Origin of the sequence: Sphingomonas cynarae (assembly GCF_039537815.1) — a bacterium.
GTDB lineage: Bacteria > Pseudomonadota > Alphaproteobacteria > Sphingomonadales > Sphingomonadaceae > Sphingomonas > Sphingomonas cynarae.
Map to the genome: position 1 here is coordinate 306375 of NZ_BAABBF010000004.1, position 23544 is coordinate 329918.

General features: G+C 70.8%; 20 protein-coding genes and 1 riboswitch. Of the genes, 5 read left to right on the plus strand and 15 right to left on the minus strand.

Annotated elements, in window-relative coordinates; all coding sequences use genetic code 11:
• Nucleotides 1–10: 10 nt before the first annotated feature.
• A complete protein-coding gene (locus ABD719_RS10655; protein ID WP_344693350.1) occupies nt 11–235 on the minus strand; it encodes a CbtB domain-containing protein in 225 nt (74 codons plus the stop codon).
• A 198-nt stretch (nt 236–433) separates the two neighbouring features.
• On the opposite strand from ABD719_RS10655, the gene ABD719_RS10660 reads away from it, so the two are divergent.
• Nucleotides 434–982: a histidine phosphatase family protein gene (locus ABD719_RS10660; RefSeq protein WP_344693351.1), complete on the plus strand. Its 549-nt coding sequence runs from the start codon at nt 434–436 to the stop codon at nt 980–982.
• Nucleotides 983–988: 6 nt separating this feature from the next.
• Here ABD719_RS10660 and cobF read toward each other — a convergent pair whose 3' ends face one another.
• Genes cobF through cbiE form a run of 6 tightly spaced genes read right to left on the minus strand, consistent with a single transcriptional unit; the run spans nt 989 to nt 6143 of the window.
• A complete protein-coding gene (gene cobF, locus ABD719_RS10665; RefSeq protein WP_344693352.1) occupies nt 989–1744 on the minus strand; it encodes a precorrin-6A synthase (deacetylating) in 756 nt (251 codons plus the stop codon).
• Nucleotides 1741–2466 carry a uroporphyrinogen-III C-methyltransferase gene (gene cobA, locus ABD719_RS10670; RefSeq protein ID WP_344693353.1) on the minus strand — a complete coding sequence of 242 codons (726 nt, stop codon included), beginning with the start codon at nt 2464–2466 and terminating at the stop codon, nt 1741–1743. The genes cobF and cobA overlap by 4 nt, the downstream gene beginning before the upstream one ends.
• Nucleotides 2463–3782, minus strand: coding sequence for a cobyrinic acid a,c-diamide synthase CobB (locus ABD719_RS10675; RefSeq protein WP_344693354.1), 1320 nt, complete (start codon nt 3780–3782; stop codon nt 2463–2465). The genes cobA and ABD719_RS10675 overlap by 4 nt, the downstream gene beginning before the upstream one ends.
• The gene (cobM, locus tag ABD719_RS10680; RefSeq protein ID WP_344693355.1) at nt 3779–4564 is read right to left on the minus strand and encodes a precorrin-4 C(11)-methyltransferase; all 786 of its coding nucleotides are present in this window, start codon (nt 4562–4564) and stop codon (nt 3779–3781) included. The genes ABD719_RS10675 and cobM overlap by 4 nt, the downstream gene beginning before the upstream one ends.
• Nucleotides 4561–4944: a cobalamin biosynthesis protein gene (locus ABD719_RS10685; RefSeq protein ID WP_344693356.1), complete on the minus strand. Its 384-nt coding sequence runs from the start codon at nt 4942–4944 to the stop codon at nt 4561–4563. The genes cobM and ABD719_RS10685 overlap by 4 nt, the downstream gene beginning before the upstream one ends.
• On the minus strand, nt 4941–6143 hold the full coding sequence (gene cbiE / locus ABD719_RS10690) for a precorrin-6y C5,15-methyltransferase (decarboxylating) subunit CbiE (protein ID WP_344693357.1): 1203 nt from the start codon (nt 6141–6143) through the stop codon (nt 4941–4943). The genes ABD719_RS10685 and cbiE overlap by 4 nt, the downstream gene beginning before the upstream one ends.
• Between cbiE and ABD719_RS10695 the strand changes: the two genes are divergently transcribed.
• Nucleotides 6142–6906 carry a cobalt-precorrin-6A reductase gene (locus ABD719_RS10695; RefSeq protein ID WP_344693358.1) on the plus strand — a complete coding sequence of 255 codons (765 nt, stop codon included), beginning with the start codon at nt 6142–6144 and terminating at the stop codon, nt 6904–6906. The genes cbiE and ABD719_RS10695 overlap by 2 nt on opposite strands.
• On the opposite strand, the gene cobJ is transcribed toward ABD719_RS10695, so the two are convergent.
• The 6 genes from cobJ to cobW are packed head-to-tail and all read right to left on the minus strand — an operon-like array spanning nt 6882 to nt 14429.
• On the minus strand, nt 6882–7634 hold the full coding sequence (cobJ, locus tag ABD719_RS10700; RefSeq protein ID WP_344693359.1) for a precorrin-3B C(17)-methyltransferase: 753 nt from the start codon (nt 7632–7634) through the stop codon (nt 6882–6884). The genes ABD719_RS10695 and cobJ overlap by 25 nt on opposite strands.
• Entirely contained in the window at nt 7631–8365 is a 735-nt protein-coding gene (gene cobI / locus ABD719_RS10705; protein ID WP_344693360.1) for a precorrin-2 C(20)-methyltransferase, read from the minus strand. Before cobI ends, cobJ begins: the two co-directional genes overlap by 4 nt.
• Nucleotides 8362–8991: a precorrin-8X methylmutase gene (locus tag ABD719_RS10710; RefSeq protein ID WP_344693361.1), complete on the minus strand. Its 630-nt coding sequence runs from the start codon at nt 8989–8991 to the stop codon at nt 8362–8364. Before ABD719_RS10710 ends, cobI begins: the two co-directional genes overlap by 4 nt.
• The gene (locus ABD719_RS10715; RefSeq protein WP_344693362.1) at nt 8981–10108 is read right to left on the minus strand and encodes a cobalamin biosynthesis protein CobG; all 1128 of its coding nucleotides are present in this window, start codon (nt 10106–10108) and stop codon (nt 8981–8983) included. Before ABD719_RS10715 ends, ABD719_RS10710 begins: the two co-directional genes overlap by 11 nt.
• Nucleotides 10105–13347: a cobaltochelatase subunit CobN gene (gene cobN, locus ABD719_RS10720; protein ID WP_344693363.1), complete on the minus strand. Its 3243-nt coding sequence runs from the start codon at nt 13345–13347 to the stop codon at nt 10105–10107. The genes ABD719_RS10715 and cobN overlap by 4 nt, the downstream gene beginning before the upstream one ends.
• 8 nt (nt 13348–13355) lie before the next feature.
• Nucleotides 13356–14429 carry a cobalamin biosynthesis protein CobW gene (gene cobW / locus ABD719_RS10725; RefSeq protein ID WP_344693364.1) on the minus strand — a complete coding sequence of 358 codons (1074 nt, stop codon included), beginning with the start codon at nt 14427–14429 and terminating at the stop codon, nt 13356–13358.
• A gap of 178 nt (nt 14430–14607) precedes the next feature.
• Nucleotides 14608–14834, minus strand: a riboswitch (cobalamin riboswitch).
• 167 nt (nt 14835–15001) lie between these two features.
• On the opposite strand from cobW, the gene ABD719_RS10730 reads away from it, so the two are divergent.
• Nucleotides 15002–15253: a DUF6894 family protein gene (locus tag ABD719_RS10730; RefSeq protein WP_344693365.1), complete on the plus strand. Its 252-nt coding sequence runs from the start codon at nt 15002–15004 to the stop codon at nt 15251–15253.
• A 29-nt stretch (nt 15254–15282) separates the two neighbouring features.
• Here ABD719_RS10730 and ABD719_RS10735 read toward each other — a convergent pair whose 3' ends face one another.
• Together ABD719_RS10735 and ABD719_RS10740 are read right to left on the minus strand one after the other, a co-directional pair.
• Nucleotides 15283–17064, minus strand: coding sequence for an amidohydrolase family protein (locus ABD719_RS10735; protein WP_344693366.1), 1782 nt, complete (start codon nt 17062–17064; stop codon nt 15283–15285).
• A 17-nt stretch (nt 17065–17081) separates the two neighbouring features.
• Nucleotides 17082–20189, minus strand: coding sequence for a TonB-dependent receptor plug domain-containing protein (locus tag ABD719_RS10740; RefSeq protein WP_344693367.1), 3108 nt, complete (start codon nt 20187–20189; stop codon nt 17082–17084).
• Nucleotides 20190–20415: 226 nt separating this feature from the next.
• On the opposite strand from ABD719_RS10740, the gene mbhE reads away from it, so the two are divergent.
• Complete coding sequence (gene mbhE, locus ABD719_RS10745) at nt 20416–23148, plus strand: hydrogen gas-evolving membrane-bound hydrogenase subunit E (RefSeq protein WP_344693368.1); 2733 nt, start codon at nt 20416–20418, stop codon at nt 23146–23148.
• Complete coding sequence (locus tag ABD719_RS10750) at nt 23145–23519, plus strand: sodium:proton antiporter (RefSeq protein ID WP_344693369.1); 375 nt, start codon at nt 23145–23147, stop codon at nt 23517–23519. Before mbhE ends, ABD719_RS10750 begins: the two co-directional genes overlap by 4 nt.
• Nucleotides 23520–23544 lie beyond the last annotated feature (25 nt).

The window sequence follows — 23544 nt, forward strand, 5'->3', positions numbered from 1 at the left end:
CCCGACGGGATCAGTGGCAGGGAAAGCCCAGCAGGTGGCGGCCGTCATGCACATATTCGTGCACATACTTGCCCTCGAACAGCGCGAAGGCGCCCTGTTCGGTGCTGACGAAGTATAGCAGGATCAGCGCGACCACGGCGGCGAAGACCGCCCATGGCATGATGTCCGCAATCGGGATCGGACGGGCGATGCCGCCGGTTTTGCCGTCGAGGGGTATGGAAAGGCCGGTCGTCACAGGCATGCTCCTGCCGGGAATACGCGCCCGGCGCGGGGGGTGGAGGTGCCGGGCGGGGTCTGGCTCTCGACAGGGACGAACCCGTCGATCACAGTGGCGCGACCGCGCCGGAATTTCACCGGCTTCCCGCCCGGCTCCGATATGCGCGACTGTGGCCGCTGCACCGGGGCGCGTCAATCGATCAGGAGCATTTTGCCGGTGCCGACCCATCTCGTCCTGCTGTGCGCCGGGGCCACGGCATCGTTCCGCGCCGCCCGGTTTCCCGATCCGGCCGAACCGCTCGACGAGGGCGGGCGTGCGGCGGTGCGGCGGTTCGTACCCGGTGGGCGGCGGTTCGACCGATGCCTGATCGCCCCCGGCATGGCGGCGCGCGACACCGCCGCGCTGTTATCGCTCGCGGGGGAAGATGAGCCGTTGCTGCGCGACATCGATGCCGGCGACTGGACCGGGGCGGGACTGGACGAGGTCGACGGCGCGGCGCTGGCCGCCTGGCTGGCGGCGCCCGAAACGGGTGCGCCAGGTGGGGAAAGCATGGCGGCGGTCGCCGGTCGGGTGGGGGCGTGTCTGGACGGGCTGGTGGCGGGCAGTGTGCTCGCCGTCACCCATGTTGCAGTGATCCGGGCGGCGATCGCGCACGCGCTGGGGATACCGGTCGCCGCCACGCTGGGCATCGACGTGACGCCGCTGATGCGGGTCACCCTGTCGCGACACCGGCGCTGGCGGTTGCAGGAACTGCGCCGGGCGTGACGATCGCTAGGCGGGCGATCGACGCAATAGATAGGTATCCATGATCCAGCCATGCGTCGCCCGCAGCGCGGCACGGCGGGCCCGCAGCGTCGGCCCGACCTCGCCCAGCGGCCCGGCCGCCAGCGCCTGTTGCGCCATGCCGAGATAGGCGCCCCACCAGATCGTGATCCCCACCGGGTCGATGGTCTCGAACGCGCAGCCGCCGTCGAGCATCACCGCGACCGTATCCACGCCCTCGGGCCACCCCCGTTCCCGCAGTCGCCGGCCGGTGGTGATCGTCACCGGCGCGCCGACGGTATTGAGCGGGATGGCGTGCGCGGCGGTCAGCGCCTGCAGGCTGGTGATGCCCGGCACCACGCTGACCCGCATCGCCATGCCGTCGTCGCCCAGCCGCTGCGCGATCCGCAGGCTGCTGTCGTACAGCGATGGATCGCCCCAGACGAGCAGCGCCAGCCGCCCGCCCTGCGGCAGATGGGTCGCGATGGCGTCGGCCCATGCCTTGGCGATGGCGTCGTGCCATGCCGCCACCGCCGCGCCATAGGGGGCGGCCTCGTCACGCTCGGGCAGGTCGAACAGCGCCACTCGCGTGTCGGGCATCGCCACCGCCGCGCACAATGTCTGGCGCAGGTCGAGCAGATCGGTGGTATCGGCGCGCTTGCGCGGCAGCAGGATCAGGTCGGCGGCCTGCATCGCCCGTTCGGCGGCCCGCGTCAGATGATCGGGATTGCCCGTGCCGATCCCGATCAGGTGCAGGTCGATCATGCCGCGTCCGGCAGCAGCGGGCCGTACACGACCAGCGCGGTCGCATCCGACATCCCGGCCGCCAGCGTGGCGGCGAGCGCGGCGATCGTCGTCCGGGTCAGCCGCTGATCGGGGTGACCGACCCGCTCGGCGAACAGCGCGGGCGTAACGCCCGGCAGGCCATGGGCGATCAGATCGGCGGCGAGCGCGGGAAAGGTCCGCTTGGGCATGAACACGATGGTCGCCGCGTCGGGGTCGGCCAGCGCCGCCATGTTGCGCTCGGCCGGCAGGGTGCCGGTCACGTCATGGCCGGTCACGAACTGCACCCGGCGTGCCGCCAGCCGACGGGTCAGCGGGATGCCCGCCGCCGCGACGGCGGCCTGGCCGGCGCTGATTCCCGGCACGATCTCGAACCCGATGCCGGCGGCACGCAGGGCGGCGATCTCCTCCTCCAGCCGGCCGAAGATGCCCGGGTCGCCCGCTTTCAGGCGCACCACCCGCGCGCCGGTTCGGGCATGGTCGACCAGCAGCGTCGATACCTCGCGCTGGCTGGGGGAGGGGCGCCCGGCCCGCTTGCCGACCGCGATCACCGCCGCCCCCGGACGGACATGGTCAAGGACCGGCCCCGCCGACAGGTCGTCGAACAGCACGACATCGGCGCGGCGCAGCCGGTCCACGGCCTTCAGCGTCAGCAACTCCGGATCGCCCGGCCCGGCCCCGACAAAGGCGACGAAGCCCGTCATGCGCCTGGCTCCGTACCGGCGGTGATGAGGTGGAAGAAGGTGCCCGTCACATGCCCCCGCACTGATCCCGTATCGGGCAGTTCGTCGCCATTGGCGTCGGTCACCCGCGCCAGCGGGGCATCCGGCTGTTCGACGATGGTAGAATAATGGAACTCGTGACCCGCCAGCACCGCACCGGCGGGCAGTGCCGCGATCGGCTGGTGCAGCACCGCACGGCGATAGCCCAGATGAAGGCGTCGTTTGGCATAGCTCGTCACCAGCCCGATCAGCCCCGCCATGCGGTGACTCACCCCGTCGCCGTCGATCAACGCCTCGCCCAGCGCCATGTACCCGCCGCATTCGCCATGCACCGGGCGGGTCGCGGCATGGGCGTGCAGCCCCGCGCGGAAGCGTTCGGCGGCGGCCAGTGGTCCGGCATGGAGTTCGGGATAGCCACCCGGCAGCCAGACGAGGTCGGCGGCGGGATCGGGCGCCTCGTCGGCCAGCGGCGAAAACGGCCGGATCTCGGCCCCGGCGGCGCGCCATCCCTCCAGCAGATGCGGATAGACGAACGAGAAGGCGGCATCCTGCGCCAGCGCGATCCGCTGTGCCGGGGGGAAGAGCGCCGCCGCCGACACGGGGCGGCGAGGCGCGGTGGCGGCGATGTCCTGCAATGCCGGCAGATCGACATGATCGGCGACGAAGGCGGCATAGGCGGCGATGCGGGCATCCAGATCGGCATGTTCCCCCGCCTGTACCAGCCCCAGATGCCGTTCGGGCAGTTGCAGGTCGCCGCGTCGCGGCAGACAACCCAGCACGCGGATGCCCATCGCCGCCATCCCGGCGCTTGCCAATGTTTCGTGGCGCACGCTGGCGACGCGGTTCAGGATCACGCCCGCGATCGGCACGCTCGGATCGAACCGGGTGAAGCCCAGCGCGGTCGCGGCGGCGGACTGCGCCTGGCCGGATATGTCGATCACCAGCACCACCGGCCAGCCCATTCGCCGGGCGATGTCGGCACTGGCGCCGTTGCCGGCCGCGCCCGGGCGGGCCACCCCGTCGAACAGCCCCATCGATCCTTCGGCGAGGATCAGATCGGCATCGTCCGCGCGCGATGCCAGCGTGTCTAGCTGCGCCCCCGCCATCGCCCAGCTGTCGAGGTTGAACGACGGCCGCCCGCTGGCGGCGCGGTGGAAGGCGGGGTCGATATAATCCGGTCCGCTCTTGAAGGGCTGGACCGTGACGCCCCGGTCGCGAAGCGCGCGCAGAAGCCCCAGCATCACCGTCGTCTTGCCCGTGCCCGACGACGGCGCGGCAATCATCAGGCCGCGCGTCATGCCTCTTCCCCGGCAAAGGGCGACGCCGCCGACTGCGGTCGGAAACGACGATCATACCCATCGGCGTACAGGCTACTCTCGTCGAAATCCTGCGCATCCAGCACCCTGCCGACCAGGATCAGCGCGGTCCGCTCCGGCCCGCCCGCCGCCGCGGCGGTGATGGTCGACAGCGTGCCGCGTGCGACCCGCTGGTCGGGCCAGCTGGCACGCCACACGATCGCGACCGGGCAGTCGCCGCTATAGAACGGGGTCAGCGTGTCCACGATCTCGGGCAGGCGATGGATCGACAGATGGATCGCCAGCGTCGCGCCGGTGGCGGCGAAGGCGGTCAGCGCTTCGCCATCGGGCATCGCGCTCGCCCGGCCGTTGGTGCGCGTCAGCACCACCGATTGCGCCAGGCCGGGCAGCGTCAGTTCCGCCTCCAGCGTCGCGGCGGCGGCGGTAAAGGCGGGGACGCCGGGCGTCACGTCGAACGGGATGCCCATCGCGCGCAGCCGGCGCAGTTGCTCGCCCATCGCCGACCAGATCGACAGGTCCCCCGAATGGAGCCGCGCGACATCGTGACCGGCGGCATGAGCGCGGGCGATCTCGTCGATGATCTCGTCGAGCGACAGTGGCGCGGTGTTCACGATCCGCGCACCCGGCGGGCAGTGATCGAGCAGCGCCACCGGCACCAGCGAGCCGGCATAGAGGCACACCGGCGCCGCGGCGATCAGGTCGCGCCCGCGCAGGGTGATGAGGTCGGCGGCACCGGGGCCGGCGCCGATGAAGTGAACGGTCATGCGGGGCTTTCGCAGGAGGATCGGGGGCAAGGGGATCGCGCGATCGCGCAGGTCGCGAGGCGGTGGGGATCGATACGGCGCGTCACGATCAGTCGCGCTTCCGGACCGGCGGCGACCAGCGCGCACGCCTCCGCCACGCTGCCGGTCCCGCGGGCGAGCAGACTGGCGGCCGACCGGGTCGGGGTGACGACCCCCCGCAAGGCATCGTCGTCGATCGGTATCAGGGGAACGCCCAGCCGCGCCGCCAGAGGCGCGAGCAGCCCGGCGCGATCGGCAGGACCCGCCACCGCGTCGGGGTGATCATGGCCTGTCGCCGTCAGGGCCGCCGCCAGCGCAACCGGCGTCGCCCCCGCCCGGCACCCGAAACCCGCGACGATCACAGTACCGCCCGCCACTGGACTACGGGATAGGCCGCCCGCCAGCCGCGCCGGGTGCCGAGCGGCTGCGCCTCGGCCAGTTCGATCCGCAACAGATCGCCGCCATGCGTGGCGTGCCACTGCGCCAGCAGCGTCTCCGATTCCAGCGTGACGGCATGGGCGACGATACGCGTGCCGGCGGGAAGCGTGGCGGACAGATGGTCGAGCAGCGCCGAAGAGAGGCCGCCGCCGACGAACACCGCGTTCGGAGCCGGGCCGTCGTGCGCGATTGCCGGTGCCTCGCCCTCCACGACCGTCAGCCGCTCCACCCCCAGCGCGGCGGCGTTGGCGCGGGCGCGGGCGGCACGAACGGGATCGCGTTCGAACGCGACCGCGCGGGTGGAGGGGTGGGCGAGCAGCCACTCGATCGCGATCGATCCCGATCCCGTACCGATGTCCCACAGGGTTTCGCCGTGACGGGGGGCCAGTGCCGACAGCGCCAGTGCGCGGACGGGGCGCTTGGTGATCTGCCCGTCATGGTCGAACCAGTCATTGGCGATCCCCTGCGCCAACGCCACGACCGCACCGGTCCCCGCGACCTCGACCGCCACCGCCACCGGATGCGCGATGTCGCCGAAGTCCAGCGTCGCGGCGCAGGCATGGCGGATGCGTTCGCGTGGTCCCCCGAGCGCCTCCAATACCGTAACCGCCGATTCCCCGAAGCCTTGCGCCGCGACATAGGCGGCCAAAGCTTGCGCCGCATCGCCATCGCGGACCAGAGCGACGAACCGGACGCCCGGTGCCAGATGCGGTCGTATCCGCGCGCACGGTGCGGCATGCAGACCCAGGCAGATCACATCCTCCAGCGGCCAGCCGCACCGCGCCGCCGCCAGCGCGAAGGTGGAGGGGGCAGGGTGGGCGGTCCATTCCTCCGGCGACAGGTGGCGCGCGATCACGCTGCCCGCGCCGAACCAGAACGGGTCGCCCGATGCCAGCATCACCACGCGCTGGCCCCGCCGGGCGAGCAGCGACGCGATCCCCGCTGTGAACGGCACCGGCCACGCCTCGACCGGGCAGGCGATGTCGGGCAGCAAGTCCAGATGGCGCGGTGCCCCGATCACGATCTCCGCCGCATCGATCGCGGCGCGGCTTGCCGCGGACAGGCCGGCGGGTCCATCCTCGCCGATCCCGACGATCGTCAGCCACGGACCCTCACCAGCCATGTCGCCTGTCCCTCCGCCGCATATCCTGATTCTGGGCGGCACGACCGAGGCGAGCGCGCTGGCCGCCGCCTGTGACGCGCGCGGCATATCGGCGATCTTGAGCTATGCCGGGCGGACCGCCGCGCCCGCGGCACAGCCGGTGCCGGTGCGGATCGGCGGGTTCGGCGGCATCGACGGTCTGGCGGAATATCTGGCGGCGGCCCGGATCACGCATCTGGTCGATGCGACGCATCCGTTCGCCGCGCGGATCAGCAGCAATGCGGTCGCGGCGGCCCGGATCGCCGGCGTGCCGTTGCTGGCGCTGACCCGGCCGGCATGGCGACAGGTCGTCGGCGACCGCTGGACCGGTGTCGCCGACATCGCCGCGGCGGTCGGCGCGCTGGACGGGCCGGGGCGGCGCGTCCTGCTTGCGCTGGGACGGATGCACGTCGCCGCCTTCGCGGAACGGCCGCAGCATCATTACCTGCTCCGCTTCGTCGATGCGCCCGCCGTGCCGCCGCCGTTGCCGCATCACACGCTGGTGGTGGATCGCGGACCGTTCACGCTGGCGGGGGACCGGGCGCTGATGACGGCGCATGGCATCGACCTGATCGTCGCCAAGAACGCCGGCGGCACCGGTGCCGCCGCCAAGCTCGCCGCCGCCCGTGCGCTGGGATTGCCGGTGCTGCTGATCGATCGCCCCGCCATGCCCGACCGGGCGGCGGTGGAGGACGTGTCGGCGGTGCTCGACTGGTTGCGTCATGATATCGATCGCGGCGTATAGAGCAGCGGCCCGGCGGCGCGGTCGATCAGTCGCGTCCGGCTCGATCCGATGATGACCATGGTGCGCATGTCCGCCATCTCGCCGCGTGCCTGTGGCAGAGGCACGATCCGCAGGCTCTGGTCGGGTGTCGTCACCGCGCGCGCGAACAGCACCGGCCGTTCGTCGTCGCACGTCTCGCGCAGCACCGCGAAGGCCCGGTCCAGCCCGTCGGGCCGGGCGCGCGAACGCGGGTTGTAGAAGGCGATGGCGAAATCCGCCGCCGCCGCCAGCGCGAGCCGCCGTTCGATCACGTCCCACGGCTTTAGATTGTCCGACAGGTTGATCGCGCAGAAATCATGACCCAGCGGCGCGCCCGCCGCCGCGCTCGCCGCCAGCATCGCGGTGATGCCCGGCAACACGCGGATATCCAGATCGCGCCAGTGATCGGGGCCCGCCTCCAGCGCCTCGAACACCGCCGCCGCCATCGCGAAGACGCCGGGATCGCCCGATGACACGACGACGACGCGCCCGCCCGCCGCCGCCAGCCGCAGCGCATGGTCCGCGCGGTCGATCTCCACCCGGTTGTCCGACGCATGCAGCGTCAGCCCCGCCCGTGGCGAGACCCGCGCGACATAGGGGATGTACCCGATCACGTCGCTGGCCTGCCCGATCGCCTCCGTCACCTCAGGCGTCAGCATCCGCGCCGCGCCCGGCCCCAACCCGACGATGGCGAGCCATCCTCCGCTCATGGTCGCCGCCCCTGGCCGTGGATCAGCAGGATCGAGAAATAGGGCGCCTCGTCCGCCGCCTCGGCCAGCGGGGTGACGCGCTGTTCGGGCATCGCGGCATATTCGACCAGCCATGCCGCCTGCGTCCGCCCCGACGCCGCGACCGCACGGCGCAGCTTGGGCAGGTGGCGGCCGATCTTCATCACCACCAGCGCGTCGGTATCGGCGATGCGGCGGGCCAGTTCCGCCTCGGGCAGGGTCGCGGTGGCGATCGTCAGCACGTCGTCGCCCCAGGTGATCGGCCTGTCGGTCGCGGTCCAGGCGCCCGACATGCCGGTGACGCCCGGCACCACCACCACCGGCACCCGGCCGGCCAGCCGGCTGTGGAGGTGCATGAACGATCCGTAGAAGAACGGATCGCCCTCGCACAGCACCACCACATCGGCACCACCCCCGGCCAGTCCGGCAAGATGCCGGGTGCAGTCGGCATAGAAGGCGGAAAGCCGTTCGTTATAGGCCGGATCGTCGACCGCGATCTCGGTCGTGACCGGATAGTCCATCGCGAACTCGATCACGTCGGGCCGCAGCATCCCGTCGACCAGCCGCCGCGCCCGACCGGTGCGCCCGGCCTTGCGGAAATAGGCCAGGTGGCGGGCGCCGCGCACCAGCCGGTCGGCACGCACGCTCATCAGGTCGGCGGCGCCGGGGCCCAGCCCGACGCCATGGACCGTGCCGGTGGCGACGACGGTCATTCCACGTCGCTCGCCAGCGCGTTGATCGCGGCGACGGTCACCGCGCTGCCGCCCGGTCGCCCCGCCACGATCGCGCACGGGACGGGGCACTCCGCCCATAACGCGTCCTTCGATTCCACCGCGCCGACGAAGCCGACCGGACAGCCGACGATCGCGGCGGGGCGGGGACAGGCGGGATCGGCCAGCATGTCGAGGAGGTGGAACAGGGCGGTCGGCGCATTGCCGATCGCTACCACCGCCCCGGCCAGATGCGGTCGCCACAATTCCAGCGCGGCGGCGGACCGCGTGGTGCCCATCGCGGCGGCGAGCGCCGGCACCTGGGGGTCGTGAAGCGGGCACAGCACGGCATTGCCGGCGGGCAGCCGGGCACGGGTGATCCCCTCGCTCACCATCCGCGCATCGCACAGGATCGGGGCGCCATCGCGCAACGCCGCGCGCGCCGTGGCGGCGAAACCGGCGGAGAAGCGGATCGAGCGGGCAAGATCGACCAGCCCGGCGGCGTGGATCATTCGAACCGCCACCGGTTCCTCGTCGGCGGTGAAGCCGGCCAGATCGGCCTCGGCCCGGATGATGGCGAAGGAGCGGCGATAGATGGCGGCGCCGTCGGTTTCATAGCTATGGGGCACAGGCGATACTTCCGAAAAGGGCGGATAACTGGTCGGGGGCAAGCCCGGTCATCACCGGCGGATCGCCGGCACGGGCGTGGCGGGCGAGGTCGAAACGGCCGTCGCGGCCGGTCAGCACGATATCGGCCGGCAGCGCCCGTGCGCAGCCCTTGGCGCAACCGGAGACGTGCAGCCGGTCGGTCACGAACGGCGCCAGCCGGATCGCCAGCGACCGTGTCGCGACGCTGGCCTGCGGGCAGGCGGGCGCACCGACACAGGCGTCGATCGCCAGCAGGCGGGGATCGGGGCGGGGCAGACCGGCGGTACCGGGCGCCACCCCTTCGAGGATCAGCCGCCGCCACGGCGTCAGCCGCACGCCGGTCAGCCCCGGCAACCCGGCCAGGGCCAGCGCCGCCGATGCGTCGATCCGCCCGAACGGCAGGCCGATCGCCGTGCCGAGTGGATGCGCCCCGATCGGCGGTGGCGCCGCGCGCGCGGCGGGGGCGAGTGTGCCGATCGCCCATCCGGGCAGCGGCGCGGCATGGCGCGCCATCCGCCCCGCCGCGATGCCGTCGCTGGCGACGAACCAGCGGGCCAAGGCGATCAGCGCGGTCGCTTCGGCACCCGGCGACACCGCCGCCCCGGTCGCCTGTCCATCCGCGCGGACCATCAATCCGCCATCGCGGCCACGCTCGATCCTGAAATCGGCGGGACTGTCGGCCAGTGTCAGCGCCGCACCGGCATCGATCGCGATCCCGACCTTGCCCGGCAGCGGCGGCAGGTCGTCCAGCCGGTCGTACAGCGCCGCAGCGATCCGGTGGGTGTCGTCGCCCGGCCGCCAGTCGGGGGCGAGCAGCACCGATCGGGCATCGCGCACCGGATCGGGATCGACCAGCCCGATCGCGATCAGCGCGCCACGCGCCGCATCGCAGGTGGCAGGGGCCAGCCCGCGCAATTGCAGGCCCGCCCGGCTGGTCAGGTCGATCGCGCCGTTGCCATGCTCCTGCGCCACCTCGCCCATCACCCGCCACTGCGCGATCGTCATCCGCCCGAACGGCGGCCTGACGCGCAGGAGCAGCCCGTCGCCCGCCGCCATCGGCGCCCAGGCGGTGGGGCACCATCCGCGCACGATCGTCATGCGATGTCCGCCAAGATCGAGTTGCGCCGCGTCGGCCACAGGCCCGACCGGTGCAGCGCCGCGAACCGCGCGCACAAGGCCGCCAGCGCCGCCGGATTGGCCGCCGCCATGAAGGCACGCACGTCGTCGCGGCCCAGCGTGGCATCGTGGTACAGGTCGATCAGTTCCGGCCCGACCACCCCCGCCAGATGCGCGAAGCTGCCGAGATGATCGAGCGTCGCCGCGATCTCCGCCGCGCCGCGATAGCCGTGGCGCATCATGCCGTCGATCCAGGCCGGCTGGGCGGCGCGGGCGCGCACCACCCGCGCCACTTCCTCGCGCAACGCCCTGGCGCGCGGACGGGCGGGATCGCGCGCATCGAGGTGATAGAGCGCGGCATTGCCCCCCGTCACGCCCTGCGCGGCGGCGAAGCCCGCCTCGTGCCCCGCATAATCGGCGGCAAGCAGCAGATCGGTTTCGGGCAGGTCCTGCATGTGGACGAAGGCGTCGGCGGCGGCGACCCGCGCGCGCAGCCCCGCCGCATCCGGTACGCCCTCCGCGTCGAAGGCATGGGACGATGCCGCCAGCCATGCCTCGCCCGCGTGCCGCCGCGCGTCATCGGTATAGGTGTCGCCCGCCTCCTCGATCCCCAGCCCGTAGCGGCCGGGGGCGGGGCCATAGACGCGGGGGGCCGGCGCATGGCCGACGAACGGGTTCCAGTCCGCCGGCTCGTCGCGCGTCGCCAGCGCCCGCACCGCCTGTCCGAACAGCGCGCACAGCGGCGCGAAGGTGTCGCGGAACAGCCCGGACACCCGCAGCGTCACATCGATGCGCGGCCGGTCGGTCATCGCCAGCGGCAGGATCTCGACCCCGGTCACCCGGCCCGATCCCATGTCCCATACCGGCGCGGCGCCCAGCAGGTGGAGCGCCATCGCGAAATCCTCGCCCGCGGTGCGCATCGTCGCCGATCCCCACAGGTCGACCACCAGCGTCCGCAGATAGTCACCGTGGTCCTGCAGATGCCGCCGCACCAGTTCGTCGGCCAGCCGCTGCCCCTGCATATGCGCCGCACGCGACGGGATGGCACGTGGGTCCAGCGTATAGAGATTGCGCCCGGTCGGCAGCACGTCGCCGCCGCCACCACTCCCACCACGGTACGGCGATCCGGCCGGCCCCGGCGCCACCCAACGCCCCGCCAGCGCCGCCTCCAGCCCCGCCCGCTCCGCCGCGCCGCAGGCACCGGTGCCGAACACATGCAGGCCGTCGCCGAAGCGGCTGTCCTTCACGTCGCACACGAACGCGTCGATCCGGGCGATCGCCTCCGTCGCGCTGCCGGCGTCGGCCAGCCCCAGTTCGGCGGACAGGCCGATCGCCTGTGCCTCGGCGGCGATATCGGCCTGCAACCGGTCGCGCCGGGCGGGGTCGAGCCCGTCGGCGGTCGAGAATTCGTCGAGCAGCAGTTCCAGCCGGCCCAGCCCCGCACCGCTGCCCGCCGTGACCAGCGGCGGCGGCAGGTGGCCGATCGTGACCGCGCCGATCCGTCGCTTCGCCTGCGCCGCCTCGCCCGGATCGTTGACGATGAAGGGATAGACGACCGGCAGGGGACCGGTCAGCGCCTCGGGCCAGCAGTCATCGGACAGTGCCACCGCCTTGCCCGGCAGCCATTCCAGCGTGCCGTGCGCGCCCATATGCACCAGCGCGTCGATCCGCCGCGCGCGCAGCCACAGATAGAAGGCGACATAGGCGTGGCGCGGCACCCGGCTCAGGTCGTGATAGTCGTCGCTCCGCGCCGCCGGCTGCCCTCGCTCGGGTTGCAGCGCGACCAGCGTGTCGCCGCGCATCGTCGCGGCGAAGGCGAACGTGCCGTCGCCGGCATCGGGATCGTCCTCCGCGTCACCCCATGCTTCGGCCAGTTGGTCCCGCAGAGCCACCGGCAACCGCGCGAGCGCCGCGCGATAGTCGTCCAGCGGCCAGTGCAACCGCTCGACGGCCAGCGCGGTGGCCAGCGGCGCGCCACCCGTCATCGCCTCCGCCGATGCCAGCGCGTCGAGCCCGACCGCATGGGCCATCTGATGATGCTTGCCCGGATAGGTCGACAGCACCAGGGCGACGCGCCGGTCGACGGGGGCGGTCCGTGCCAGCTTCACCCATGCCGCCACCCGGTCGACGATCGCTGCGACCCGCGCGGGATCGGCCCGGTGCGCGTGGCGCGCATAATGCAGCACCGGGTCGCGCAGCCGTTCCTGCTTGAAGCTGACGACGCCGGCGAACAGGCGTCCATCGATCTCGGGCAGCACGACGTGCATCGCCAGATCGGCGGGCGACAGGCCACGTGCGCTGATCGCCCAGTCCCGCGCGGTCGAGGTGGCGAGCGCCACCTGCAGCACCGGCACCCCGGCCGCGTCGAGCGGCGACGCGTCGCCGGCATCGCCCCGCCCGGAAAAGGCGGTGGCGTTGACGATCGCCGCAGGGGCCAGTGCCGTCACCCAGCGCGCCAGCCAGCCACGGGCCGCCGGCTCCTTCAGCGACGGCACGAACAGCGCGACCGGATCGAAGCCGCGCGCCGCCAGCGCCCGTTGCAACGCCGCGATCGGATCGAGATCGGCGGCGAGCAGATAGGATCGATAGAAGATCAGCAGGATACGTCCGGCGGATCCGGTTTCCGGCTGCATCATCGCGGCGGCAGGGCAGGTGACGCCCCCGTCGTTACTCCAGGCGCCGACGTTCGCCGGCGCGGCGGCCATGCGTACCGGTCCGCTGTAGAGCCCGGCCGCCGCCGCCAGTTCCGCCAGCGCCGCCTGTGCCGCCGCCGCGCCCCCCGCGTCGCACGTTGTCGCCAGCCGTTGCCGCGTCGCCGGCGCCACCGTCGATGCCGCCGCCAGCCGGTCGTCCTCGCGCCCGTCCGCGGCCAGCACCGCCAGCGCGATCCCGCGTGACCGGGCAAGCTGCTCCACCTGTTGCAATCCATAGGACCAGTAGGACCGCCCGCCGATCAGCCGGATCAGGATGGCCTTCGCCCCCGACAGGGTGGCATCGACATAGGTGTCGACCGACAGCGGATGGGTGAGGTCGGCCAGATTGGCGAGGCGCAGCGACGGCAGCGTCGCGCCGCCCGCTGCCGCCGCATGCCACCCCGCCGCGAAGGCGCCCAGATCGCTGTCGGAGAAGGAGAGGACGACGAGATCGGCGGGCGGCTGACCCAGATCGCGCGGGGTCGCCGTTTCCTCCAGCCCGTGGCTCTCCCGAAAGACGACGTGCATCGTGCCGCTCAGCCGTTCAGCACGGCCCCGATCGTGGCGGCATCGATCCGGTCATGCTCGGCGATCACGACCAGCGTGGTGCGTCGTGCCTCGTCCATTCGCCAAGGCCGGTCATACTGGATGCGGACCCGGGCGCCGACCGCCTGCACCAGCAGCCGCATCGGCTTGCCGCGCACGGCGGCATAGCCCTTCACCCGCAGGATATCGTGATCGCGCGCCAGCGTCTCGATCCGGGCGACCAGCGTCGCGGGATCGTCGATCTCGCCGGCCGCGTGGACCAGACTGTCGAAATCGTCATGCTCGTGATCGTCCTCGCCGTCGTGGTGCGAGGGGCGGGCGGCGATATCGTCCTCCGCCGCCGCGTTCAGGCCGAGGATCACGGCGGGGTCGATCACGCCGTCCACCAGTTCGACGACGGGAACCGGGCGCGGCGCCTCCGCCGCGATCGTGGCGCGGGCGGCGGCGACGCCCTCCGGCCCGGCCAGATCGGCCTTGGTCAGCAGGACGATATCGGCGCAGGCCAGCTGGTCCTCGAACACCTCGGACAGCGGGGTCTCGTGGTCGATGCCCGGATCGGCCGCCCGCTGCGCTGCCAGCGCGGCCAGATCGGGGGCGAAGCGCCCGGCGGCGACCGCCTCCGCATCGGCCAGCGCGATCACGCCGTCGACGGTGATGCGCGATCGGATCGCCGGCCAGTCGAACGCCTTCAGCAACGGCTTGGGAAGCGCCAGTCCGGATGTCTCGATCAGGATATGGTCGGGGCGCGGCGTCATCGCCAGCAGGTGTTCGACCGTGGGAATGAAGTCGTCCGCCACGGTGCAGCAGATGCAGCCATTGGCCAGCTCGACCACGTTTTCCGCCGGGCAATCGGGGATCGCGCAGCCCTTCAATATGTCGCCGTCGATGCCCAGCGTGCCGAATTCGTTGACGACCACCGCCAGCCGGCGGCCGGCGGCATGGCGGATCAGATGGCTGATGAGCGTCGTCTTCCCCGCGCCCAGGAATCCGGTGACGATGGTGACGGGAACCTTGGCGAGATTCGGGGCGAGATTCGAAACAGGACTCTGTACGGAATCGGACACGGTGTTTCCTTCGCGAGCGCAGGCGACGACGAGGCGGCGGGGCTGCACGAAGGCCGATGGGCGAACGACGGACGGATGGCTCGAAGGCCGCCCGCAGCGCGCATCGATGCGACCCCGGCCGCATGGATTCGTCGCTCAGACGGAACACCGTGCCCCGGCCATCCCCTGGACCCGAGCAAGAGCGACCGTTACGTCGGCAGGTTTCCTGGCTCGCGGGTCGTCGTTCCGGTCACGGCCTTCCCAGCCGGGCGAACCCGATGCCAGTGGCCGCCTGTCCGTCGCCGGTCAGGCATGTGTCCGTCACTCGCCGCTTACAGTTGCAGGGACAGCCGCGGATTCGAAGCGTCGCTTCTCACCGCATTCCCATTTACGCCCTTGTCGGGCACCGACGCGATCTGATGGTCCGGTGGAACCGGGCCGATGCAGCGCTTACCGGGTGGCAACCGTCTTGCCAATCGCGTAACGGCCGAATTTCAGACACTCCGGTGCCGGATCGTCGATGGCGACATCGTACCGGAACCGGCCTTTTTCAGGTTAATGACACACTTGCCGTTTCCAACGATGTGCCGCGGATGATGCAATATTATTTCAGGCTGATGGGTCCCGGACGTGAGCGGATTCCCGTCGAGGCCGAAGGACTGGACGACGCGCGCAATGCCGCGGTCCGCTATCTCGGTGAGTATCTGTCCAGTCATCCGGGCTTTGCCGACGAGGGGCATTGGCAACTCAATGTCGAGAACGACGTCGGGCAATCGCTGCTGCATGTCATCATCGCCACGGTGGTGCCGCGCGGTTCGGGAACGGCCGGCGCGACCGGGAGCTGACGCTCCCGGGCCCGGCCCGTGACCGGATTTCAATAGAAACGGATATCGTCCAGCGTGACGCCCAGCGTCGCGCCGGGCGGTCGCGTCGCGCCGATCTCCACCGTCACGATGTCGGTGCCGGTCCACGCGGCGCCCGGTTTGCCGCCGCGTGCCACCGGACTTAACGTGGCCAACGGCACCTCCACGGTCTTCCAGCCGGCCGTGCCGTCGATACTGGTCGACCAGCTCCCGGTCGGCCCGTTCAGGCGCAGCGTGTACCGGCCGGGACCCATGATATCGAACCGCACGCCGCTGTATCCGCGCACGTCGACCGGGGTCACCGATCCACGCGTCAGCGGGATCGCGACACCCGCATAGGCATCGTCCTTCATCGCCATCCGCGCGGACAGCAGCAGCGCGTGGCCGCCCTCCGCGCGGGGCACGATCTGGCTGATCTCCACCGTCCGGTCGATCCCGCCATCGCCCGTCTCCAGCCGCAGCGTATCCAGCGTGCTGCGCCCGTCCGCCCGCTCGAAATCGTCGAGCAGGGGGGCGACCTTCACCGGCGGCAGGAATGTCGCACGGTTGCCGGCGGGCAGGGGCGGCGCGCCCTTGCCGAAGACGAGGCGGCCGTCGATCACTACCTGCGACACCTTGTGGACGTCGGCGATATCATCCCATGGGCGGCCGTCGATCAGGATCAGGTCGGCGCGCTTGCCGGCCGCGATCGTGCCGCGATCGCCGTCCAGCGCCATGATCCGCGCACTGGTGGCGGTGCCGGCGACCAGCGCCTGCGCCGGGGTCAGCCCGGCCCGCACCAGCAGTTCCAGTTCGCGCAACGTCGAGATGCCGTGCGGCGTATCGGGCATCCCCGCGTCCGTCCCCAGCCCGATCGGCACCCCCGCGTCGAACATCGTCTTCACATTGGCCAGCGCATGGCCGAACTTGGCGATGCCCTGTCGATAGCGCGGGGTGTTGGTATCCGCGGGCTTGCCCGCCTTGTCGGGGTCATAGACCGCCAGCGTCGGGGCCATCGCCATCTTCGCGGTCACGACGGTGGCGAGCGTCGCGGGATCGATCGGCCGGTCCTGCAATCCGTGCGCCAAGGCGTCGATCCCGGCGCGTGCCGCGATGGCACCGCGATCGACCGTGACGGTATGGGTCAGCACCTTCAGCTTCGCGTCATGCGCGGCGGCGACCAGCGCCTTCAGCGTGCCCTCGTCCATGCTGGTGTTGTCGGGGGCCAGGCCATAGCGCCAGCCATCGGTGAACGCCTTGATCAGGTCCGGGCGGTACGGCTTCAGCCGCTCGATCGCGGCGCGTGCGGCCTGCGGCGTGTTGATCCAGATGGTGGTCGACTGGTCCGCCCAGTCCGCGCCGTGTCCGCCCGGCGTGCTGATCCGCGCGGCGAAATTGACGTGCGGCGCCACCAGCGACGCCAGCCACGCCCGGCGCGGCGCATAGCTTTCGGGCTGTTCGTGGAAATCGTTCACCGTCGTCACCCCGGCGGCGACATAGGCGGTGGCGATCTGCGGTGTCGTGTCCGGCTCGCCCGCCGGGGTCCAGTGGGTATGCAGGTCGAAGAAGCCGGGGAGCAGCGCCTTGCCCCGGCCGTCGATGATCCGCACGCCGGCCGGGGGCTTCAGCCCCGGTCCGACCCGGACGATGCGGCCGTCCTCCACCAGCACCGTCGCGATGCGGGGGGCCGCGCCGGTGGCATCGAACACCGTCGCGCCGACGATCGCCAGGCTGCCCTCCTTCGGGGCGGCGATCGAAGGGGTGGCGATGGCGGCGATCCCGCCCAGCAGCAGGGCGGCGGTGATGCGGATCATGACGGCTCCTTCGTCCATCAGAAACGATGGCGGATATTGGCGTACCAGTAACGGCGCGTCGGCGTGTAGAGCGTACCCAGATAGCCGTTCGAGGACAGCGACGGCTTCTCGTCGGTCAGGTTGCGTACGCCCAGCCGGATGCTGGTGCCGGCCAGCGTGCCGCCGGTGAAGCGGTATTCGCCGTACAGGTTGCCGGTGATCTGGTCGTCGACGATCCACGGATCGCCCGCGCTGTCGATCAGGCCGGTATCCTCGACGCTGCCGATATATTGCGTGAAGCCGCTCAGCGTGACGTTCTCGATCGACCAGGTCAGCACGCCCGACCATTTCCACGTCGGCCGCGAGTTCTGCCGCCGCAGGTCGCCGCCGCCGGTGATCGCGGTGCCGGCGTTGATCTGCCCCGCCTCCCGCGCCGCCAGCAGTGCGGCGATGCCGGGGGAGGGGTCCTGATAGAATTTCAGCAGATGCGCGATGTTCAACGAGGCGCTGAAATCTCCGACCCCGGTGTTGCGCACCTGATAGATCGCGTTGAAATCCAGCCCGCGCACCGTCTGCGGCAACAGGTTGGCATAGCGGTCGGTGACGTACAGCACCTGTCCGGCGGGCGTCAGGCGGGTGCCGGCGAACGCGGCGATATCGTCCGCCGTCGGCGCGGCGCGGACGACGTTGGGGTTGGTCTGCCCGCTCTGGCGCAACAGATAGTCCAGCGTCAGGGCGTTGCCCTCGCCGAAGATGCCGACCAGCCCGGTCTGGCGCACCTGCCAGTAATCGCCGGTCAGCGTCAGCGACCCCAGCCCGGCGGGCAGCGGCGGCTCCAGCACCGCGCCGAACGACAGGGTTTCGGCGCGTTCGGGATCGAGATCGGGATTGCCCGATCGCTGCGCCGTCGTCGTCTGTGCCCGCGCGCAACCGGCGAAACTGGTGATCCGCCCGGCACGCAGGTCCGCCTCGCAGAACGCATAGTCGGTGCGGGTATTGGTCCGCGTGACGAGCGCGGCGTTGACCTGTTCCAGATTGGGCGCGCGGAACGATTTCGCCCATGATCCGCGCAGGCGGATGCCGCGCACGATATCCCACGCGCCCGCCACCTTGGGCACCGCGATATCGCCGAAATCGCTATAGCGTTCGAACCGGCCCGCCACCTGCAGGCTGATCGACCGGATGAGGGGCACGTTCATTTCCGGCGACACCACCGGGATCGCCAGCTCTCCATAGGCCGCGAACACCTCGCGCTTGCCGCTGGTGTCGGGATTGACGCTGGAATTGGCGAAGTCGCCCACCGGGATCGCGGTCGCCGAATCGCGGAAGGTGATGGTGCCGTCGATCCGTGCGTCGCGATCGTCCAGTTGCGTCTCGCGTCGTGCCTCGATACCCGCCGCGAAGCCCACATCGCCGCCCGGCAGGGTCAGCAGATCCTGCTTCGACAGGCGGAAATCGAACGTCGCGAGCGTCGATTTGGTGAAGCGGGTCAGGGACTCGCGGATCGCGTCGATCGTCGACTGGCGGTTGGGGGTGGCATCGCCGATCGACGGTGTCGCCAGCGTGCCGCCGTTGAACACGTTATAGGCGTCGGGCGTCGACAGGCCGAGATAATAGGCCAGCTTGGTCCGCGAGATGTTGTCGCTCACGTCGCGCACCGTCGCCTCGGAATAGCTGCCGGCGGTTTCCCAGTTGAACCCGTTCGCCTCGCCCCGCAGCCCGAACAACCCGCGATACTGCTGGTTCTTGACCGATACGTTGATGTTGCCGAGGTCGGAGAAGGAATAGTTGCGGATCGTGACCGGCAGGCCGGCGGCGGGGACGTTGGTGCCGGCGATCCGATTGGGGTTGGCGGTGCCGTCGGCAAAGGTCGCCGCGCCGAACGGATTCCAGTAGTTGCTCGCCGCCACCGTGATCGGGATCGAGGTCAGCGTCTGGATCGGGCTCTGCTGCGCGTGGGTCTTGCCGCGATAATAGCCGCCCTCCCAGAATGCCGTGACGCTGTCGTCCAGATCGTAATGCCCGGTCAGGAACAGGTTGATGCGGTTGAGCGAGGGGATGACGCTGGTATTCTGCGCCTGCGTATCCTGCCGCAGGTCGCGGTCGACCCCGGCGGTCGCCAGCGCGCCGTCGTCGATGCACAGCCCGTTGCCCGTCGCGAGCTGGCACCCGGTCGAGGTCGTCGGCTGGATATGGAACAGCCCCGATGCGCTGGTCAGCGCGGTCGTCGTGCCGGACGCGGTGCGGCGTATCGTACCGAAGGCGGCCGGCGTCTGCGCGGACAGCCACGGCGTCGTCACGCTGCGCCCGTCGAGCGAGGTCGCCGCTTCGAACCGGGTGCCCGCGAACAGTGCGCGCTTGTCGGACGAGGCGGTGAAATCCTGCTCGGTCGTGTCCAGCCCGGTGCCGCGATCATAATTGGCGAACAGCGTGATGTTGCCGCGGCCGCCCGCGAAATTGCTGCCGAACACGCCATTGGCGTTGAATTCGCGGAACCGCGTGCCCTCCGCCCCGCCATACTGGATCGACAGGTCGCCACCGTTGAAGTCGGACTTCAGCACGGTGTTCACCACGCCCGCCACCGCATCTGCGCCATAGATCGCGGCGGCGCCGTCGCGCAGCACCTCCAGCCGCTCCAGCCCGTTCACGGGGATCGCATTGGTGTTGTAGGTCAGCACCGGCACCAGCTGGTCGTTCGCCTGGCTGGTCGGATGCGCGACGACGCGCCGGCCGTTCAGCAGCACCAGCGTATTGCCGATCCCCAGATTGCGCAGATTGACCGATCCGATGTCGCCGCGCGCCGAATTGCTGCTGCCCGGCAGATAGGCGCTGTTGAACGTCACGTCGCCGAATTGCGGGATCGACCGGAACAGCTCGTCCCCCGATACCGCACCCGATGCCGCGATCTCGCGCTGGCCGATCACCGTCACCGGCAGCGCATCGTTGACCTTCGCACCCCTGATCTGCGAGCCGACCACGACGATGTCGTCCGCCGCCGTCTGATCGCCGTCCTGTGTCTCCTCGACTGCCGCCGATGCCTGGGCCGGAACGCCCTGCGCCGCGACCGGCGGGGCGATCGCTGCGATCGTCGCCGCGATCGTGCTGGTCCGCAGCGCAAGCGCCGTCCGTTGCCAACTCCGTGTCATTCCATGGTCCCCCGATCATGATGGCGCCGATCGTCGTGCGATCGCCGTCCCTCACCCTGTCAGACGCCACAAATGCCAATGTCCGGACCTTTGACAGAAAATTTTTGTTTAGGGCGGTGCCGCCCGGGCGGCGAACCGGTGGCGTCCGCGGGCTTTCCCGTCGCAAGCGCCGCCGCCCGGCTTTTTATGGGGTGCGTTCCGTAACCGCCTCCCGCATGGAGAAGCGATGCTCGTCATTCTGGTCCTGTCACTCGTGGGAAGCTGTCTGTTGCCTTTCGTCGCCCGGATCATGGGGCGCGGCGCGGGGCTGGTCGTGGCGATCCTGCCGCTGGGGCTGCTGGCCGCGTTCGTGCGGATGGCGCCGGTGGTGGAACGCGGCTGGGTGCAGACCGAAACGCATCGATGGGCACCGGCGGTCGGGCTGGACCTGACGCTGCGGCTGGATGGTTTCTCGTTTCTGTTCTGCCTGCTCATCACCGGCATCGGTGCGCTGGTGGTGGTATATGCCGGGGGATATCTGACGCTGAAGTCGCGGGCGCAGCGCGCGCGCTTCTTCACGCTGATCCTGTTGTTCATGACCGCGATGCTCGGCACCGTATTGGCCGACAACCTGCTGCTGCTGGCGATCTTCTGGGAGGCGACGAGCATCCTGTCGTTCCTGCTGATCGGGTTCGACGGCCGCTCCGCCCGCGCCCGCCGCGCCGCGGTGATGGCGTTGCAGGTGACGGCGGGCGGCGGCCTCGCGCTGCTGGCGGCGGTGGTGATGATCGGCCATGTGCTGGGCAGCTATTCGTTCAGCGGGGCGATCGATCGCGGGGCGGAACTGGTCGTCAGCCCGTGGGGGGCGCCGATCGTCGTCGCGGTGATGATCGCGGGCTTCACCAAATCGGCGCAGTTCCCGTTCCATTTCTGGCTGCCCAACGCGATGCAGGCGCCGACCCCCGCCTCCGCCTTCCTCCATTCGGCGACGATGGTGAAGCTGGGCATCTATCTGCTCGCCCGGTTCGAACCGACGATCGCCGCCACCGGCTGGGGCCGCACGGTGATGATCGTCGTCGCGTGCATCACGATGCTGGTCGCGGCGGTGCAGGCGCTGCGCGCGGAAAGCTTCAAGGCGGCGCTCGCCTTCTCCACCATGGCCTCGCTCGGCATCCTCGTGCTGCTGGTCGGGCTGGACGGGCCGACCGCGACGGTGGCGATGATCGGCTTCCTGCTGGCCCATGCGCTGTACAAGGCCGCGCTGTTCTTCTGCGCCGGCTCGGTCCTCCATGCCACTGGCGTCGGCTCGTTGCGCGCGCTGGGGGGACTGGCCCGGCGGATGCCGATGACGGCGATCGCCTGCGCCGGCGCCAGCCTGTCGATGGCGGGCATCCCGCCCTTCTTCGGCTTCATCACCAAGGAATTCCTGTTCCAGGCGCAGATCGAGAGCAGCTGGGAAAGCGTGCCGATCGCGATCGCGGTGCTGGTCAATGCGGTCATGGTCGGCGTCGCGGCGGTGGTCACGCTGAAGCCGTTCTTCCTGCGCCCGGCCGAACCGGTGAAGCTGGAGCATCGCGAAAGCTTCTCGCTGGGGATGCCGCCCTTGCTGCTGGCGCTGGCGGGGCTGACGATCAGCCTCGATCCCGACTGGATCACCCGCGTCGCGGTCGGCCCCGCGGTCGCCGCTGTCTATCGCCGGCCGATCGAGGTGGATGTCGCGGTGTGGCACGGCGTCACGCCGATGCTGATGCTCAGCGGCCTCGTCGTGCTGGTGGGCGTGGCGATCGCGGTGTTCTGGCGGCGCATCCACCTGTACCTGCGCAGTCACGACCAGTTCGAGCGTTTCGGGATCGAGCGGATGTGGGAACGCTCGTTGCGCCTGCTGCTGCGCACCAGCGCCGGGCTGGTGCGCTGGACCGAACATGGCGACCTGCGCATGGTGCTGGGCACCGCCATCGCCGCGATGATCGCGATCGCCGCGTGGTCGGTGGCGTCCGTGGGGGCGCCGTTGCATCTGCCCTCGGGCGATGCGCCGGTGCGGGTGGCGGACACGCTGGTCGCGCTGGCGGGCGTGGCGGGGGCGGTGGTGGCGGCACGGGCGCGCAACCTGCTGGTCGCGATGCTGGCGGTGGGGCTGACCGGGTTCGCGGTGGCGATCACCTTCATGACGGGCGGTGCGCCCGATCTGGCGATCACCCAGTTCACCGTAGAGGCGCTGATCGTCGTGCTGCTGACCGCGCTGCTCGTCGTCCTGCCGCTGGATGCGCCGCGAACGCGCAGCGGGCGGCAGCGGCTGGTCGACTGGGGGCTGGCGGGATCGCTCGCGCTGCTGTTGCTGGTCGCACTGGTCGATGTCGCCGCGATCAATCATGGCGCCGTCCCGTCCGATTTCTTCGCACGGATGAGCTATGTCGCCGGCAAGGGGCATAACGTCGTCAACGTTATCCTCGTCGATTTCCGTGGCTTCGACACGTTGGGCGAGACCACGGTGATCGCCGCCGCCGCACTGCTCGCCATCTCGCTCTTGGCGCGGCGGACCGCGACGCCGCATGCCGAGAAACCGGTGCGTGCGGTGCATTTCAGCTTCGCCGTCGCTGCCGCGCCCCTGTTCTGGCTGCTGCTCGTCGGCTCGGTCGTCATCCTCTGGCGCGGGCACGACCAGCCGGGCGGCGGCTTCGTTGGCGGGCTGGTCGCGGCGCTGGCCTTTGCCGTGCTGTCGCTGGCACGTGGCCCCGCCGCCGCCGGGCATAGCCTGCGCATGTCGCCGCGCACGCTGGTCGGCGTCGGACTGGCCACCGCGCTGGTCAGCGGCCTGCCGGGGATGATCGGCGGTCGCCCCTATCTGACGCATCTGTGGTGGGAGCCGGCCGGTTTCCTCAAACTGAGTACGACGATGACGTTCGATTTCGGTGTCTATCTGGTCGTGCTGGGGGCGGTGCTGGCCTTCCTGTTCGGATTGCAGCGGGAGGCGACACGATGACCCTCATTCAGGCGATCGCCGCCGCCATGATCGTCGCCTGTGCGCTGCACATGGTGTTGTCGCGCAACCTGATCCGCATCCTGCTGGGGCTGGCGTTGCTGTCCACCGGCGTGAACCTGATGCTGTTCGTCGCGGGCGGCATCGCCAGCCGCCAGCCGCCGCTGATCCGCGAGGGGGCGAAGGTGCTGGAGGAATCCGCCGATCCGCTGGTCCAGGCGCTGATCCTGACCGCGATCGTCATCGGCTTCGCGCTGACCGTCATCCTCGCCGCGATCGTGCTCCGCGGCTGGCGGGCGACGCGCTCGCTCGATGCGCGCGCGCTCGGCGCGGTCGATCAACCGGCCGATCCCGACCCGGTGGAGCCGGCATGACCCCCTATCTGGCGGAGCCAGCATG